At 70.8% G+C, this 13,918-nt stretch carries 17 protein-coding genes; 12 read left to right on the top strand and 5 right to left on the bottom strand.

The annotated features are described in order from the left end of the window. Positions 1-28: 28 nt before the first annotated feature. Genes ACWEQG_RS31110 through ACWEQG_RS31095 form a run of 4 tightly spaced genes read left to right on the top strand, consistent with a single transcriptional unit; the run spans position 29 to position 4,168 of the window. On the top strand, positions 29-1,342 hold the full coding sequence (locus ACWEQG_RS31110; RefSeq protein ID WP_452290165.1) for an ABC transporter substrate-binding protein: 1,314 nt from the start codon (positions 29-31) through the stop codon (positions 1,340-1,342). 2 nt (positions 1,343-1,344) lie between these two features. Further along, positions 1,345-2,241, top strand: coding sequence for a carbohydrate ABC transporter permease (locus tag ACWEQG_RS31105; protein WP_452290299.1), 897 nt, complete (start codon positions 1,345-1,347; stop codon positions 2,239-2,241). Further along, positions 2,241-3,122 carry a carbohydrate ABC transporter permease gene (locus tag ACWEQG_RS31100; protein WP_452290163.1) on the top strand — a complete coding sequence of 294 codons (882 nt, stop codon included), beginning with the start codon at positions 2,241-2,243 and terminating at the stop codon, positions 3,120-3,122. The genes ACWEQG_RS31105 and ACWEQG_RS31100 overlap by 1 nt, the downstream gene beginning before the upstream one ends. Positions 3,123-3,166: 44 nt before the next feature. Continuing rightward, on the top strand, positions 3,167-4,168 hold the full coding sequence (locus tag ACWEQG_RS31095) for a LacI family DNA-binding transcriptional regulator (protein ID WP_452290161.1): 1,002 nt from the start codon (positions 3,167-3,169) through the stop codon (positions 4,166-4,168). Positions 4,169-4,222: 54 nt separating this feature from the next. On the opposite strand, the gene ACWEQG_RS31090 is transcribed toward ACWEQG_RS31095, so the two are convergent. Then, positions 4,223-4,723, bottom strand: a complete 501-nt coding sequence (locus tag ACWEQG_RS31090; protein WP_452290160.1) for a winged helix-turn-helix transcriptional regulator — start codon at positions 4,721-4,723, stop codon at positions 4,223-4,225. Between the two features lie 100 nt (positions 4,724-4,823). On the opposite strand from ACWEQG_RS31090, the gene ACWEQG_RS31085 reads away from it, so the two are divergent. The 3 genes from ACWEQG_RS31085 to ACWEQG_RS31075 are packed head-to-tail and all read left to right on the top strand — an operon-like array spanning position 4,824 to position 7,682. Then, positions 4,824-6,272: an MFS transporter gene (locus ACWEQG_RS31085; RefSeq protein ID WP_452290158.1), complete on the top strand. Its 1,449-nt coding sequence runs from the start codon at positions 4,824-4,826 to the stop codon at positions 6,270-6,272. A gap of 55 nt (positions 6,273-6,327) precedes the next feature. Further along, on the top strand, positions 6,328-7,233 hold the full coding sequence (gene sigJ / locus ACWEQG_RS31080) for an RNA polymerase sigma factor SigJ (RefSeq protein WP_452290156.1): 906 nt from the start codon (positions 6,328-6,330) through the stop codon (positions 7,231-7,233). Then, a complete protein-coding gene (locus tag ACWEQG_RS31075; protein ID WP_452290154.1) occupies positions 7,230-7,682 on the top strand; it encodes a carboxymuconolactone decarboxylase family protein in 453 nt (150 codons plus the stop codon). Before sigJ ends, ACWEQG_RS31075 begins: the two co-directional genes overlap by 4 nt. A gap of 248 nt (positions 7,683-7,930) precedes the next feature. On the opposite strand, the gene ACWEQG_RS31070 is transcribed toward ACWEQG_RS31075, so the two are convergent. After that, positions 7,931-8,191, bottom strand: coding sequence for a hypothetical protein (locus ACWEQG_RS31070; RefSeq protein WP_452290153.1), 261 nt, complete (start codon positions 8,189-8,191; stop codon positions 7,931-7,933). Positions 8,192-8,220: 29 nt separating this feature from the next. On the opposite strand from ACWEQG_RS31070, the gene ACWEQG_RS31065 reads away from it, so the two are divergent. The 4 genes from ACWEQG_RS31065 (at position 8,221) to ACWEQG_RS31050 (ending at position 10,953) form a co-directional block, all read left to right on the top strand. After that, the gene (locus ACWEQG_RS31065) at positions 8,221-8,574 is read left to right on the top strand and encodes a hypothetical protein (RefSeq protein ID WP_452290151.1); all 354 of its coding nucleotides are present in this window, start codon (positions 8,221-8,223) and stop codon (positions 8,572-8,574) included. Positions 8,575-8,588: 14 nt separating this feature from the next. Next, a complete protein-coding gene (locus ACWEQG_RS31060; RefSeq protein WP_452290149.1) occupies positions 8,589-9,224 on the top strand; it encodes a pyridoxamine 5'-phosphate oxidase family protein in 636 nt (211 codons plus the stop codon). A gap of 150 nt (positions 9,225-9,374) precedes the next feature. Continuing rightward, positions 9,375-9,944, top strand: a complete 570-nt coding sequence (locus ACWEQG_RS31055) for a carboxymuconolactone decarboxylase family protein (RefSeq protein ID WP_452290147.1) — start codon at positions 9,375-9,377, stop codon at positions 9,942-9,944. Between the two features lie 64 nt (positions 9,945-10,008). Beyond that, positions 10,009-10,953, top strand: a complete 945-nt coding sequence (locus ACWEQG_RS31050; RefSeq protein WP_452290145.1) for a hypothetical protein — start codon at positions 10,009-10,011, stop codon at positions 10,951-10,953. Between the two features lie 3 nt (positions 10,954-10,956). Here ACWEQG_RS31050 and ACWEQG_RS31045 read toward each other — a convergent pair whose 3' ends face one another. Continuing rightward, positions 10,957-12,021, bottom strand: coding sequence for a cobalamin-independent methionine synthase II family protein (locus tag ACWEQG_RS31045; protein WP_452290144.1), 1,065 nt, complete (start codon positions 12,019-12,021; stop codon positions 10,957-10,959). A gap of 218 nt (positions 12,022-12,239) precedes the next feature. On the opposite strand from ACWEQG_RS31045, the gene ACWEQG_RS31040 reads away from it, so the two are divergent. Continuing rightward, on the top strand, positions 12,240-12,674 hold the full coding sequence (locus ACWEQG_RS31040; protein WP_363461135.1) for a type III secretion system chaperone family protein: 435 nt from the start codon (positions 12,240-12,242) through the stop codon (positions 12,672-12,674). A 45-nt stretch (positions 12,675-12,719) separates the two neighbouring features. Here the strand turns inward: ACWEQG_RS31040 and ACWEQG_RS31035 are convergent, their stop codons facing one another. Together ACWEQG_RS31035 and ACWEQG_RS31030 are read right to left on the bottom strand one after the other, a co-directional pair. After that, positions 12,720-13,346 carry an NADPH-dependent F420 reductase gene (locus ACWEQG_RS31035; RefSeq protein WP_452290142.1) on the bottom strand — a complete coding sequence of 209 codons (627 nt, stop codon included), beginning with the start codon at positions 13,344-13,346 and terminating at the stop codon, positions 12,720-12,722. A 42-nt stretch (positions 13,347-13,388) separates the two neighbouring features. Further along, positions 13,389-13,850, bottom strand: a complete 462-nt coding sequence (locus ACWEQG_RS31030) for a MarR family winged helix-turn-helix transcriptional regulator (RefSeq protein WP_452290140.1) — start codon at positions 13,848-13,850, stop codon at positions 13,389-13,391. Positions 13,851-13,918: the final 68 nt, after the last annotated feature.

Below are 13,918 nucleotides of genomic sequence, written 5' to 3'. Positions count from 1 at the left end.
CCCCTCTCCCCCCTGCCTGGAGGGCCCTATGCGTGTGAACCGGTTAGCAGTGGCGGCCGTCGCGATCCTCACCACCACACTGTCGGCGGCCTGCTCGGGCGGCGCCGAGGAGCCGTCCGAGGCCGCGAGTCAGAGCGCGGCACCGGCCGGGCCGGTGAAGCTGACCTACTGGACCTGGGTCCCGAACATGGACAAGATCGTCGCGGTATGGAACCAGGCCCACCCCGACATCCAGGTCACAGTCAGCAAGCAGGCGGGCGGGGACGACGCGGCGGCCAAGTTCCTCACCGCCGCCAAGGCCGGCAACCCGCCGGACCTGGTCCAGGCCGAATACCAGATGCTGCCCTCGTTCGTGGCCGCCGACGCCGTGGCCGACCTCAAGGCGGAGACCGCTCAGGCGAAAAACGAGTTCGGCGAGGGCATCTGGGGGCTGGTCACCCTCGGCACCGACGCCGTCTACGCGGTCCCGCAGGACAGCGGGCCGATGATGCTCTACTACCGCGAGGACCTGTTCGAGAAGTACGGCATCGAGGTGCCGAAGACCTGGGACGAGTACGCCGAGGCCGCCCGCACCGTGCACAAGAAGGACCCGAAGGTCTTCCTCGGCACGTTCTCCAGCAAGGACCCCGGCTGGTTCGCCGGCCTCTCCCAGCAGGCGGGCGCGCAGTGGTGGTCGATCAGTGGCGACGCCTGGAAGGTCGCGGTGAACGACGAGGCCACCACGAAGGTCGCCTCCTACTGGGGCGGCCTGGTGAAGGAGGGCGTCATCGACGGCATGCCGTACTTCACCCCGGAGTGGAACAAGGCACTCAACGACGGCAAGCTGCTCACCTGGCCGTCGGCGGTGTGGGGGCCGGGCGTGCTGTCGAGCAACGCGCCGAAGGCCAAGGGCAAGTGGGCCATCGCGCCGTTGCCGCAGTGGAACGCGGGTGAAAGCCACAGCGGCTTCTGGGGCGGCTCCTCCACCGCCGTCGCCGCCAAGTCGCCCAGCAAGGCGGCCGCCGCGCGGTTCGCCACCTGGCTGAACACCGACCCGCAGGCGCTCGGCCTGCTGATCAAGGAGGGCGCGGTCTACCCGGCCTCCGCCAAGGGCGCCGCGCTGATGACCGGCGCTCCCGACTACTTCTCCAACCAGCCCGACTTCTGGAAGCAGGCGGCCGACATCGGCGCCACCGCCCGCGGCTTCACCTTCGGCCCCAACGTCAACGTGACCTACAACGCCTATAGGGACGCCTTCGACAAGGCCGTCGCCGCCAAGTCCGACTTCGCCGCCGCCATCCGGACGATGCAGGACACCACCGTCGCCGACATGCGCAAGTCCGGCTTCAGCCTCGCCCAGTGACGATGCGATCCCCGAAGACAGGCGCCCGCGCCGGCCGCGCGGGCGCCGTGCCCTATCTGTTCCTCGCCCCGGCCATGGCGTTGTTCACGCTCTTCATGGCCCTGCCCATCGGCTACACGATCTATCTGAGCCTGCGGCGCACCAAGGTCTCCGGCCTGGGCCTCGGCAAGGGGGCCCGTACGGAGGTCTTCGCCGGGCTCGCCAACTACGCGGCCGCCGTCGGCGACGGCGAGCTGTGGGCCGGCTGGCTGCGCGTCCTCGGATACGGCGCGCTGGTGCTGGTGCTGATGCTGGGGCTCGCCCTCGTGTTCGCGCTCATGCTCGACGCCGCGCACGTGCGGCTCGCCCGCCTCACCCGGATCTCGATCTTCCTGCCGTACGCCGTGCCCGGCGTGGCCGCGACGCTGATGTGGGGCTTCCTCTACCTGCCCAGCCTCAGCCCGTTCGGCGAGCATCCGTTCCTGAGCGCCGGCCTGGTGACGTTCTCGATGGCGAACGTCGCGGTCTGGGGCGGCACCGGCTTCAACATGCTGGTGCTCTACACGAACCTGCGGGCCGTGCCGCGGGAGTACTACGAGGCGGCCAGGATCGACGGCGCGAGCGAGCTGGGCATCGCGCTGCGTGTCAAGATCCCGATCCTGGTCCCGTCGATCATCCTGACCACCGTGTTCTCCGTCATCGCGACCGTCCAGGTGTTCACGGAACCGACCACCCTTCGGCCGCTGACGAACACGATCAGCTCGACCTGGAGCCCCCTGATGAAGGTGTACCGCGACGCGTTCGTCACCGGCGACCTCTACTCGGCCGCCGCGACATCCATGGTGATCGCCGGGATCTCCCTCGTCCTGTCGTTCGGCTTCCTGCGGATCGTGAAGAACCGCGCGTTCGGGGAGGGCTGATGGCCGCCACCGCGCTGCCGCGGAGCCGCGGCCACGCCCGGCCGGCGCCGCGCCGGCCGCTGGGGATCGTGCCGACCGGGGTGCTCGTGCTGGGCGCGATCTACACCCTGTTCCCGGTGAGCTGGGTGGTGGTCGCGGCCACCAAATCGAAGGCCGAGCTGTTCTCCACCTCGACGTTCGCGCCCGGGACCGGCCTGCTGTCCAACCTGACCGACCTGTTCGCCTACCGCGACGGCGTCTTCTGGCTCTGGCTGCTCAACACCCTCCTGTACGCCGGGGGCGGCGCGGTCCTGTCGACCGCGGTGTCCACCGTCTCGGGCTACGCCCTCGCCACGTACGACTTCCCAGGGCGAAATCTGATCTTCAACCTGCTCATCGGCGGCATCCTCGTGCCGTCGGTGGTGCTGGCGATCCCGCAGTATCTGCTGTTCTCCAAGGCCGGCCTGGCCGACACGTACTGGTCGGTGCTGTTGCCCCAGATCCTGCATCCGTACAGCATCTACCTGGCCCGGATCTACGCCAGGGCCGCGATCCCGGGCTCGCTGCTGGAGGCGGGCCGGCTCGACGGCGCGAGCGAGTGGCGGCTGTTCCGCCAGGTGGCGCTGCCGATGATGACGCCGGGCATGGTGACGATCTTCCTGTTCCAGTTCGTCGCGATCTGGAACAACTTCCTGCTGCCGTTCATCATGCTGGGCGACGACCACAGGTTCCCGCTGACGGTCGGCCTCTACACGCTGCTCGCCGCGGGCGCCAACCAGCCGTCGCTGTACAACCTGATCATCACGGGGACGATGCTGTCGCTCATCCCGCTGATCGCGCTGTTCCTCACGATGCAGCGCTACTGGCGTACGGACCTGTCCGGCGGGGCCGTGAAAAGCTGATGCGCACGGGGAAACACGCTGATCGGCGGGGGGAAAATACGTCTATGGCGAAACGTCCGACCATCCACGACGTGGCCGCGGCGGCGGGCGTCTCCCGGGGCACGGTCTCCCGGGTGCTCAACGACGACCGGTACGTGAGCCCCGCCGCCCACGCCGCCGTCCGCCGGGCCATCGCCGAGACCGGGTACGTCGTCAACCGCGCCGCCAGGAGCCTGGTCACCCAGCGGACCGGGTCGGTCGTGATGGTCCTGTCCGAACCGCACGAGAAGCTGTTCGAGGACCCCAACTACAGCGTGATGATCCGCACGGCCATCAAACGCCTGGCCGAGCGCGACGTGTCCCTCGTCGTCATGCTGGCCGGCGACGACGGGGACCGCGAGCGGGTGCTCCGCTACGTGCGCGGCGGCCACGCCGACGGCGTGTTCCTGATGTCCACGCACGCCGGCGACACGCTCGTGGACGCCCTGGTGGAGACGAAGGTCCCCGCCGTGGCGCAGGGCGCGGTCATCGGACGGGAGACCACGATCCCCTACGCGGCGGCCGACGACCGCGAGGGCGCCCGGCAGATGACCCGCTACCTGGTCGAGCAGGGCCGCAGGAGGATCGCCACGATCACCGGCCCGATGGACACCCCCGGCGGCATCCAGCGCCTGGAGGGCTTCGCCGACGTGCTCGGCAGGAAGGCGTCCAGGAGGCTCATCGAGCACGGCGACTGGACCCAGATCAGCGGCGAGAGCGCGATGGCGCGGCTCCTGGAGCGCACGCCCGACCTCGACGCCGTCTTCGTGGCTTCCGACCTCATGGCGGCCGGCGCGCTGTCCACGCTGCGCGCGGCCGGGCGCCGGGTGCCCGACGACGTGGCCGTGGGGGGCTTCGACGACTCGTCGGTGGCCGCCACCACGCATCCGCCGCTGACCACCGTCCGCCAGCCGCTCGCCGAGGTCGCGCAGGAGACCGTACGGCTCCTGCTCACGCTCATCGACGGCGGCGGCCCGGTGGACCCGGTGATCCTGCCCACCCGCCTCGTCGTGAGGGAGTCGGCCTAGGACGCGTACCGGGCCGGCGCGTGCTCGCGCTCGTCCAGGCACCCGTACCGACGGTCAGCCCCTGATCGGCAGGACCGCGCGCGCGACGGCCAGGCGTTCGGCCTCTTCGCGCTCGGCGGCCTCCTGCTCGGCGGCCACGCGCCGGTCGTAGGCGGCGCGCGCCGCGGCGATGGCGTTCTGGTGCTCCTCGGTCCAGACGACCAGGGCGCGGATGGTGGCGTGCAGAGTCGCGCCCATAGGCGTCAGCGCGTAGTCCACACGCGGCGGGACCGTGGGGTGCACCGTGCGGCTCACCAGTCCGTCGCGTTCGAGATGCCGCAACGTGCGGGCGAGCATGCGCTGGCTGACCCCGTCGATCGCGCGGCGCAGCTCGGTGAAGCGCAGGCTCCGCTTGTCGAGCAGCGCGATCACCAGGAGCGACCACTTGTCGGCGATGCGGTCGAGGATCTGCCGCACCTCGCAGTCCGCGCGCTGGTCCCATTGGAGGACGTCGTCGTCGACGCCGGTATTCGCGCAGTAACCGAGGGACTGAGGAGTGCCGTCTTCCACAGTCACCGATAGTGCCTGAGGATGCAGTCGGTTACAAGAGGGAACCGGCAGGCACTCGGGGAACCGCTCCGGGGCCGGTTCCCCTACGAGATGGAGCCGGACTCCGATGTCCAATTCCGTGGGCGGAATCGCCGCCCGGCAGCCGGCCCGCATGACCGCCCGCATGACGGGACGCGCATGGGGCGTGCTGATGGTGTTGTGCGGCGCGATCTTCCTGGAGGGGATCGACGTGGCGATGCTGAACGTGGCGCTGCCGTCGATCCGGGCCGACCTGGGCCTGTCCACCGGGATGCTCAGCGGCGTCGTCAGCGCCTACGTGCTCGGCTACGGCGGGTTCATGCTGCTCGGTGGGCGCGCCGCCGACCTGCTGGGGCACCGGCGGATGTTCCTGCTGTGGCTGACCGTCTTCCTGGTCTTCTCCGGGCTCGGCGGGTTCGCCACCCAGGGCTGGATGCTGCTGGCCGCACGGTTCGTCACGGGGGTCGCGTCCGCGTTCATGGCGCCCGCCGGGTTGGCGCTGGTCACCTCCAACTTCCCCGAGGGACCGCTGCGCACCAAGGCGCTCGGCGTGTACGCGGGCACGGCGGCGGGCGGGTTCTCGCTCGGCCTGGTCGCCGGCGGCGTGCTCACCGCGTTCGGCTGGCGGTGGGTGTTCTTCGCGCCGGTCATCCTGTCCGCGCTGATCCTGGCGGCCGCGCTGATCCTCGTCCGTGACACGGGCGGCGAGCGCCCGTCACTCTCAGCGGCACCGGGCGGCTTCGACCTGGCGGGGGCGTTCGCCGTCACGGGAGCCATGTTGCTGCTGGCGTACGGGGTGGTCCGGTTGGAACACCCCGGCGACGGCCCCGGCCTGACCGCCGGCGCGATCGCGGCGGGGCTGGTGCTGCTGGGGGTGTTCGCCGCGATCGAGCGGCGGTCGTCGTCGCCCCTGGTGCGGCTGGGCATCCTGCGCACCGCGCCGCTGGTGCGGGTGAACGCGGCGGCGCTGTTGTTCCTGTTCGCGTTCGCGGGGTTCCAGTTCCTGATCACCCTGTACCTCCAGGAGTGGCGTGGCTGGAACACGATGCAGACCGGCCTGGCCATGCTGGTGATCGGCATCGACACGGTGCTCGCGCCGACGCTGACGCCGCGCCTGGTGAACCGCTTCGGCAACACGCGGGTGCTGTTCGGCGGCATCGTGCTCGCGGCGGTCGCGTACGCGCTGTTCCTGCCCGTGGGGATGGACTGGACCTACGCCGCCATGCTCCCGGCGCTGCTCCTGCTCGGCCTGTCCTTCTCTCTGGCGTACGGCCCGCTGACCATGGCCGCGACGGAGGGCGTCGACGAGGACGAGCACGGCCTGGCGGGCGGCCTGCTCTACACGGCGATGCAGTTCGGCACCGCGCTCGGGCTGTCGGCCGTCACCGCCGTCAGCGTCGCGGCCGGACCGGGACCGGACGCGCTGCGGACCGCGCTGGCCGTCCCGATGGCGGCGGCGGTGCTCGGCGCGGTCGTCGTCGCGTTCGGCCTGCGCGCCCCCGGAGGTTCCCCGGCACCGGCTCAGGACGCCCCGTGAGCGCAGCCGCCGCGAAGGGATGTCACACACTGAGGAGGTGTCCCGTCCTCAGGGTGTGAACGACCATGAAAGCGCGGTGACCGGCCTGGACGCCGAGTTCCAGGCGCTGCGGCCCCGGCTGCTCGGCGTCGCGTACGGCCTGCTCGGCAGCCTGGACGAGGCCGAGGACGTGGTGCAGGACGCCTGGCTGCGGCTGCGGACCGCCAAGGCCGCGGCCGGCGACGAGATCAGGGACGTGACCGGCTGGCTGGTGGTCACGGTCTCCCGGCTCGCCCTCGACGTGCTGCGCTCGGCGCGGCGTCGCAGGGAGGAGTACGTGGGGCCGTGGCTGCCCGAGCCCGTCCTGATGGGGCCCGACCCCGCCGAGCGGGTGACTCTGGACGAATCGATGAGCATGGCCATGCTCGTCGTGCTGGAGTCGCTCAGCCCGGCCGAGCGGACCGCCTTCGTGCTGCACGACGTGTTCGGCCTGACGTTCGCCGAGGTGGGCGCGGCGGTCGGGCGCAGCCCGGCCGCCTGCCGGCAGCTCGCCGCACGGGCGCGGGCGCACGTCGCGTCCCGCGCGCCCCGGTTCGACGTGGACCCCTCCGAACACCGGCGGGTGGTGGACGCCTTCGCCCGGGCCTGCCTGGGCGACGACATCGACGCGCTGCTCGCGCTGCTCGACCCCGGCGTCGTGCTGCGCAGCGACGGCGGCGGTCTCGTGACCGCGGCGCGGCGGCCGATCCTCGGCGCCGCCAAGGTGGCCAGGCTGCTGATCGGCATCCACCGGTGCGGGCACGTACTGGTCCCGGCCACCGTCAACGGCTGGCCGGGGCTGCTGCGCTACCGGGACGGCCGGCTGGTGACGGTGATCGGGCTCACCGTCGCGCACGGCCGGGTCACCGCCGTCGACATGGTCCTCAACCCGGACAAGCTCGCCCGCGTGACGCGGGCCGACGAGACGAGGAGATCACGATGACCGCGAGGATCGATGTCCAGAAGCTGGCTCCCGAGGCGTACCGGGCCATGCTCGGGGTGGAGCGCTTCCTGCACGAGTGCGACGTGCCGCCCGCGACCCTGGAACTGATGAAGATCCGGGCGAGCCAGATCAACGGCTGCGCCTTCTGCGTGGACATGCACAGCCGGGACGCGAAGAAGGCCGGGGAGAGCGACGAGCGGCTGTGGTCGGTGGCCGCGTGGCGCGAGGCGCCGTACTACACCGACGCCGAGCGGGCCGCGCTCGCGCTGACCGAGGCCGCGACACGGCTCGCCGACCGGCCCGACCCGGTGCCGGACGAGGTCTGGCAGGAGGCGGCCGAGCACTACTCCGAGGAGCAGCTGGCCGCGCTGGTGGTGGCGATCGCGCAGATCAACGCCTGGAACCGGCTCTCCGTGATCAGCCGGAAGGTCCCCGGCACGATGGTCTGACCGGTCTGTCCCCGAAAACCGGAAGACGATGGCAGGCGGGACGAATAGTCTTCCTACGTCACGGAAGGAGGAGGCCATGAGACGCACCAGGATCCGCAAGCCGCTCCGCATCCGCCGTCCCGCCGCCGATCTCGACCTGCGCACCCCCTCCGGCCGGCTGCTTCCTTACTGAGACCCGCGTGACAGCGGAGGCTTTACGCCGGTTTTACCGAGTCTCCGATATCTATTCCGACAAGGTCACGGAACCATCACGGTCGGGGGGTAATGAACATGGTCACGGTGGTGCCGTCGCTCGCCAAGGTCAGGGACATCAGGACCGCGCTGCGCCGCAGGCCCAGGAGGGACAGAGGGGACAGGAAGATCGTCGATCTCCGGGCATACACGGGCGGGAACGTCATCCGGTTCCCGAGGACGTCCGCACCGACGTCGGCCGCCTGATCCGGCCCGTCACAGCGATCCCACGGCCCGCCCGGCGTCTCCGCCGGGCGGGCCTCGCGCGTCGCGTCCATGGTGACCATCCTCCGCCGCCACCGAGGTGTTGCGGAAGGGGTATCTGAAGGGGACGGGAAGGCCGCTCCGGCAGCGCCGCAAGGTCGAGCGCTTTCTGGCCGGTCTCGCCAGAGCGGTGTCCACGGCGCACCTGGGAGACCTGGACATCGGCGTCGCTCTCGTCGTCGAACTGAAGGAACCCCTGACCTACGCGGAGATCGAGGCGAGCGACGTGGAGGGCAACAGAGTGCTGTTCCCGGCCCTCGGACCGGCTCATCTCCCTCTGTCGTGGTCGGAGGACAACTGCCGGCCTCTCCACACGGCGGCCTGCGAGGGAACGGATCCGGTCGAGCAGTTCCGCGGGTGGCTGCGGGAGCTCAGCCGCAGGCCAGCCCTTATCTGATTGAATGCCGCCTCATGAGTGAATTGTCCGCGACGGAGCGGACCCGGCACCGCCGGTTGCGAGAGCAGGGGCGTACCGGCCGGGAGGCGCTGTTCGAGGTGCTCCGGGCCGGGTTCGTCTGCCACCTCGGCGTCGTCGTGGACGGCGACCCCATGGTGGTGCCGACGGTCTACGGCTTCGACGACGCCCAGCTGTACGTGCACGGCTCGGTGGCCAGCCGCAGCCTCACCCGGGGCACGACGGTCTGCGTGACGATCACCCATGTCGACGGCCTGGTGCTGGCCCGGTCGGTCTTCGAGCACGGCGTCAACTACCGCAGCGCGATGGTCTACGGCGTGCCGCGCGTGCTGGAGGACGACGAGAAGCTCGCCGCCCTGCGGTGCCTGACCGAGCACGTCGCTCCGGGCCAGTGGGACCACGCCCGGCAGCCGAACCGCAAGGAACTGGCCGCGACGACCATCCTCGCGGTCCCCCTCGACGAGGCGTCGGTCAAGGCGCGCGAAGGCCACCCGGACGACGCGGACGACCCGCACGACGTGTGGGCGGGCGTTCTGCCGCTCACCCCGTCGTGGCAGGCCCCCGTGACCGATCCGCACGCCGCCCACCCCGTCCCGCAGCACATCCTGGCCCGCACCGGCCTGCCGTACTGACCGTCGCCGCGACGGACGGCGGCCGCGGCGAGGATTTCACGGCCGCTCGTCGGCAAGGTGAGCACTACGGAGGTTGACCGGACGATCTTTCTCGCCGACGCTGCTTGGGGAGACGCCCGTCCCACTTCCCCCGCCAGCAAGGGAGCGTCCATGCCCCACATCGCCCTCGGATCCGACGCGCCGGGGATCCGCGGTCTGTTCGCCTTCCGCCCCGAGACCGCCCAGCCGCTGAACGCGCTCGCCGAGGTGCTGCTGCGCGGCGACAACACTCTCTCGCGGGGCGAGCGCGAGTTGATCGCGGCGTACGTGTCGTCGCTCAACGAGTGCCGTTACTGCTTCTCCTCGCACGCCGCGTACGCCGCCGCCCAGTTGCCCGAGGGGATGACGCTGGTCGAGCAGGTGCGCGCCGACCTCGACTCCGCACCGGTCACGCCCAAGATGAGGGCCCTGCTGCGCATCGCGGCCTCCGTCCAGCACGGCGGCAGGGAAGTGAGCGAGGAGCAGATCGCCGCGGCGCGCGCCGAGGACGCCACCGACATGGAGATCCACGACACCGTGCTCATCGCCGCCGCCTTCTGCATGTTCAACCGGTACGTCGACGGCCTGGCCACGATCGCGCCCGACGACCCCGAGTCGTACGCCGCCCGGGCCGAGCGGATCGTCGCCAACGGCTACCTGGCGCTCTTCGCCGAGATGCAGGCCGCCGCCGGGCGGTCCTGACCTTCCCTCCGCAGCTCCCGATCGCACCTCCCCCGTCACGTCCTCGTCCGGAGAAAGGTGTTCCATGGCTCGGACCCTGCCGCTTCCCACCTCCCCGTCCCTCTCGCGCTCCGACGGCGTACCCCGGCGCCGCGGTCTGATCGTCGTCCTCAGTGTGCTGGCCGGCGCGGTCATCGCCGCCCTCTGGTCGTTCCGGTTCGTGGACAGCGTGATCGGCGACAACGTCGCCAACACCCTGCTCGGCTACGACGCCAAGGAGACGGCCATCGGCGGTCTCGCCGCGGGCACCGTCTTCGCGTTCGTCTCGGGCCTGGCCGGGACGTTCACCGCGTGCAACATCGCCGTGTTCGGCGCGATCGCACCGATGGCCGGCTCTCCGGACGCGCACAGCCGCAGGCTCGGGGCCGTGCTGCGCCCGCTCAGCAGGCTCGCGCTCGGCATGGTCGTCGTCTCCGCGGTGTACGGCGCGGTCGGGGCGCTGCTCGGCGACCGGCTTCCCCAGCTGTCCGCCGTGCAGACGGACTCCGGTCTGCCGCCCCGGCTGATCCAGGCGTCCGTGGTCTTCGGGCTGATCGGCCTGGCTTTCGTCTACCTCGGCCTGGCGGCCCTGCGCGTCGTGCCCGATCCGTTCACCCGCCTGTCCGGCCGGTTCCCGCACGCCCGGCTCGTCGTCGTCGGCGCGCTGATCGGCGGGTTCCTCGTCGGCCGCCCGTTCCCGCTGTTCCACAAGCTGTTCGAGTACGCCGCGGCGACGCGCAACCCGTTCTACGGCGCCGCCGTCTTCGTCCTGCAGTCCCTCGGCAACATCACCTTGATGGCCGTGCTCTTCGTGGTGCTCCTCTACGCGACCAGGGGCCGTTTCACGCAGTGGCTCACGGCGTCGCCCGCGCGGATCGCGGCGGTCACCGCCGTGACCTTCCTGGTCGTCGGCGCCTTCACGTTCCTCTACTGGGACGTACGGCTGCCCGCGATGTTCGGCTACGGGTGGTTCCCGACGGCCTCCTGGTAGCGCTTACAGCCCGAGCACCTGTTCGGCGAGCCTGGTGCCCTCCAGCCGCGCGGTGATCTTGGCGAACGCCGTCTCCCGCGACGTCGAGGCGTCGTCGGCGAACGGCGCGAAACCGCAGTCGTCACAGGTACCGAGCCGCTCGGGCGGCAGGTGCCGGGCCGCCTCCAGAACGCGGTCGCGCACCTGCTCGGCTGTCTCCACCACGGGATCGATCGGGTCGGTCACTCCCACGAAGATCCGTGCCTCGGCCGGGAGCGTTTCCGCGATAACGCGGAGCACCCGCTCCCGGTCGGGCTCGCTCGCGAGCTGGACGTAGAAGCTGCCCGCCCGGAGCCGGAAGAACGTGGGGAGCAGCAGGGCGTAATCGACGTCGGCGCTGTGTGTGGAGTCCAGGTCGCCGCCGGGGCAGGTGTGCACGCCGATCCGGGCGCGCTCGGCCGCGCTGAAGCGCTCGAGCACCCGGTTGTTCAGGGCGACGAAGGCGTCCAGCAGGCCGCCCGAGGGGTCGAGCTTGAGCGACAGACGACCCTCGGTGAAGTCCAGCTGCACCATATGGGCTCCCGCCTCGAGGCACCTGCGGATGTCCGCCTCGGCCTCGTCGACCAGGTCGTCGAGGAAGACTTCGCGGGGATAGCCGTCGACCCCCTCTGCCGGGTACAGCAGGCTCAGTGCGGAGGGCGCGGCGACGGCCTGCTTGACCGGCAGGTCCGTGTGCCGACGTGCCGTCCGCAGGTACGTGTCGGAGTGGGTCGCGTAGCGGAACGGCCCTTCGGTGAGCCGCGGCAGCTGACGCGTGTGCCCGTCGGCGAACGGGATGACCGCACCGTCCGGCGCGAGCGTGCCGAGCCCGGCGACCGGGTAGGTGGCGAAGCTCGGCTTGGCCTGCTCACCGTCGACCAGGACCGGGCAACCGAGCCGCTGCAGCCTGCGGATGGTGTCGGCGGTCGCCTCCTCCTGCCGCGCGGCGAGTTCGTCATCCTCGACCCTCCCCGCGGCATGGTCGGCCAGGGCGGTCAGCAGCGTCGCGGGACGGGGGATGCTGCCGATGGGTTCGGTGGGGATGCTCATGCGGTGATCGTAAGGTCACCCCACGTGTCCCATCAATCACAGAGTGGTAAGCACGGCTACCACAAGCACTACGCCTCGACCTCATGACGCTCCACCGCGGAGCTGAGCGGCCGGACGGCGAGCCCGAACAACCGGGCTCTGTGCTCGACGGACTCCTCGGCAGTCTCCCTTGTCACATCCCCCACTGCAGGATCGAGCCGATGCGGCAGGATGGGACCGTGACGCCTTCCCCAGCGGTCGTACAGCCCGACCGGGATCTCCTCGAGGAGATCCTCGACGAGCTGGACATCGAGCACACCATAGACGCCGAGGGCGATCTGGCGATCTCCACCGCCCACCTCACGATCTTCTTCCTGTTCGGCAGGGAAGGAGATCTCTTCACCGTACGCACCTTCTACGACAGACCGCACTCGGTGGACGACAAGCCGATGCTGCTCACGGCGCTCAACGAGTGGAACGCCGACACGATGTGGCCGAAGGTGTACACGTTCACCCAGGACAACGGCGACATCCGCCTCGTCGGCGACTCGCAGGTCTACATCGGGGCCGGCGTGACCAGGGAGCACCTGACCACGATGGTGGCCCACTGGGTCAGGTTCTCGATCAAGTTCTACCGCTGGCTCACCGACCGGATCGCCTTCGAGACCGACTGATCGGGCGACCGGCGGCCCGGCCGGACGCCGGGCCGCCGTCCGGCGTCAGCCGCGGCTCAGGGCCTCGCGCAGCTCGGCGGCGGTGAGCCGCGGACCGTAGGCGGGCTTGTCCCGCTGGAACCTACGCCCCTCCGCCAGCGGCCCGGCGTCGACCACGTCGAAGCCGAAGGAGTCGATCAGTTCGGCGACCGCCTTCTTGGCCTCGGCGTCGTCGCCCGCGATGGGCAGCGCCCGCCGGTTCTCCGTGCCGGCGGCCTGCCCTTGCTCGGCGAGATGGACGTAGTTGATGGCGTTGAAGGCCTTCACGACCCGCGACCCCGGCAGGTGCGCCGCGAGCAGCTCACTGTCGGTGGTCTCCCCCGCGTCCAGCTCGGGGAAGTGACCGTCCCGCTCGAAGTAGTAGTTGTTCGTGTCGATCACGACTTTGCCGTCCAGCGGCTCGACCGGCACCTCGCGGTACCGCCCGAAGGGGATCGTGACGACCACGATGTCCCCCGCCTCCGCGGCCTCGGCCGCGGTGGCGGCGCGTGCGTCCGGGCCCAGCCCGGCGACGAGTTCGGAGAGCGTCTGCGGCCCACGGGAGTTGCTCAGCACCACCGAGTGCCCGGCGTCGACCGCCAGCTTCGCGAGGGTGCCGCCGATCTTCCCGCTGCCGATGAATCCGATGACCATGGCTGCGGCAACACGCCCGCCCCCGGTCTCATTCCCCCGGTCTCATCCGTCTGGCGGCCTGTCCTCCAGGACGACGACGGCACGTTCGAGCAGGTCTCGCAGCCGGTCGGCCTCGTCGGGCGTGAAGGCGTCCACGAGCCGGCGCTCCACCGCCACGGCCGCGGCGTCGGCCCTGCGCAGCAACGCCTGCCCGGCGCGCGTGAGACGGGTCACGAGCACCTGGGCGTGATCGCTGGAGGGACGCCGCTCCACCAGCCCGCGCGATTCCAGCGTCTTGAGCACGGTCGTCATGCTCTGCGGGGTCACCGCGCAGTACCGCGCGAGCTTCGCCCCCGAGATGCCGGGGGCGAGCGACAGCGCGTACATCGCCGCGTACTGCGGGACGGTCAGCTCGAACGGCCGCAGCACTCGGGTCTTCTCCGCGATCAGCGCCTGCTCGGCGCGCTTGATGGCGTTGCCCGGCCGCCACGCCACCGCGTCGGCGATCCTCTCCTCGGCTCCCATCCACCCTCCCCCGTCCACCAGGGTTCTGACATGCGGACCGTATCACCGGTTTGACAGCCCTTCCCCTA

The sequence above is a fragment of the Microbispora sp. NPDC004025 genome (genome assembly GCF_053604425.1).
The sequence above is the reverse complement of the archived record's forward strand: the minus strand, read 5'-3'. Positions and strand labels throughout refer to the sequence as shown.